The organism is Candidatus Contendobacter odensis Run_B_J11 (genome assembly GCF_000531125.1).
GTDB lineage: Bacteria > Pseudomonadota > Gammaproteobacteria > Competibacterales > Competibacteraceae > Contendibacter > Contendibacter odensensis.
The window spans coordinates 1-1,567 of record NZ_CBTK010000241.1 but is presented as its reverse complement, the minus strand read 5'-3'; the positions used below and the strand labels follow the sequence as shown (position 1 = coordinate 1,567).

Here is a 1,567-nt window from a genome sequence, read left to right as displayed (position 1 = left end):
GGCGGTAGACCCACCCACCCACCCACCCAGACGATTCGCCAATGGGCGAAAGTCCAACCCCCAACCCCCCGAAGATCAGAGCCCTTCCGGCTGAATTTTTCGCGGTAGGTACTCGCCCCATTCTACACCCTGCAAAATCCATATCTTCCAGTTGATCGGTGCGTTAAAAACTTTTGCTGCTTTTTTGTGCGCTTTACTACCTAATCACAAAAAACTTTGGTATGTTTTTGCATTCAACTGGAAAATGACTTTGCGAGGAACCGGCCATGTCTGAATTGCTCAACACGGTGGAAGCGGCGCAACGCCTACGCTTAAATCCGCAAACCCTGAACCGCTGGCGGCGGCAGGGAACCGGCCCCGCCTACGTGCGCGTGGGAAAAAAGGTCATGTATCAAGAGAACCAGATTAACACTTGGCTGACCGCTCACCGGGAAATACCCGGTCAATCGGTGGCCTTAGTAGACCTTGCGCTTCAGCTTCCCCGATTGTCCGCATTTCAAGGCGATCCCCTTGCCATTCAACAGGCGATGCGGGATGAGTGGGATCGTTAAATACCTGCTGGATACCCATATAGTGATCGGTATGTACGGCCTAGCCCCAGCGGTGCTGACTCTACTAGCGAACTACGGGGCGGATACGTCCAATGCGGGGATTAGCCCGATCACGAGAATCGAATTGCTTTGTCACCCCGATTTAACCGACGCGGATCGATCTGGACTGGAAGCGGTACTGAGTCATCTGGTGCGCTACGCCCTCGATCCGAAGGTTGAGGATGCGGCGATTGCCATTCGCCGGGCGACACGGACCAAAACGCCGGATGCCATTATTCTTGCCACCGCTCAAGTTCACGGGTTGCAACTGCTGACTCTCGATCAACGGCTGGCGACATTAGCAGCTAAAACGTAGGTGGCCCAGTGGGAGCGAAGCTACAACTTGACGACATATAAGCTATAGCTAATAGTCTCAGCCCCAACCCGCTGTTATGAAAGGAGGTGGCTCGATACATTGATCCTACTATCATTATGTCTAGCAACGATAACAATGGAGCAGAGACCATGACCTCCCCCCACCCGAACCGTAGCCTACCTACGGGTTTCAACCGATAAGCAATCGGACCTTGGGGTTTCGTTGGAAGCACAGCAAGAGAAGGCGCAGGCTTATGACCGCCTTTATGATCTGGAATTGGTGGAAGTCATTATTGATGCGGGCGAAAGTGCCAAGACCCTGGACCGCCCCCGGACTGCAACGGGCGCTGGCGCTGCTGAAAACCGGCCCGGTCGAAGCGTTACTGGTGGTGAAGTTGGATCGATTGACCCGTTCGGTGATGGACCTCGGCCAACTGATTGAAACTTATTTTGCTCCCGGCAAAGCCGCGCTGATGTCGGTCTCCGAACAGATTGATACCCGTTCCGCAGCGGGGCGGCTGGTACTCAACATCTTGGCGAGTGTGAGTCAATGGGAGCGGGAAACGATTGCGGAACGGACCCGCATTGACTTTACGATCCTTCAGCAATTCCCGCTCTCCTTATTTAGACCCACTTTTTAATAGGTCGATTAATGATTTCAG

4 protein-coding genes are annotated in these 1,567 nt (G+C 53.7%); all 4 read left to right on the top strand.

Annotation, left to right across the window (positions count from 1 at the left end; translation table 11 throughout):
* The first annotated feature begins 266 nt into the window (after nucleotides 1–266).
* The 4 genes from BN874_RS23750 (at nucleotide 267) to BN874_RS25780 (ending at nucleotide 1,546) form a co-directional block, all read left to right on the top strand.
* Entirely contained in the window at nucleotides 267–551 is a 285-nt protein-coding gene (locus BN874_RS23750) for a helix-turn-helix domain-containing protein (protein ID WP_034434341.1), read from the top strand.
* A complete protein-coding gene (locus BN874_RS13430) occupies nucleotides 535–906 on the top strand; it encodes a PIN domain-containing protein (RefSeq protein ID WP_034434339.1) in 372 nt (123 codons plus the stop codon). Before BN874_RS23750 ends, BN874_RS13430 begins: the two co-directional genes overlap by 17 nt.
* Before the next feature lie 222 nt (nucleotides 907–1,128).
* Nucleotides 1,129–1,347: a recombinase family protein gene (locus BN874_RS25785; protein WP_230314439.1), complete on the top strand. Its 219-nt coding sequence runs from the start codon at nucleotides 1,129–1,131 to the stop codon at nucleotides 1,345–1,347.
* A complete protein-coding gene (locus BN874_RS25780) occupies nucleotides 1,325–1,546 on the top strand; it encodes a recombinase family protein (protein WP_420886132.1) in 222 nt (73 codons plus the stop codon). Before BN874_RS25785 ends, BN874_RS25780 begins: the two co-directional genes overlap by 23 nt.
* Nucleotides 1,547–1,567: the final 21 nt, after the last annotated feature.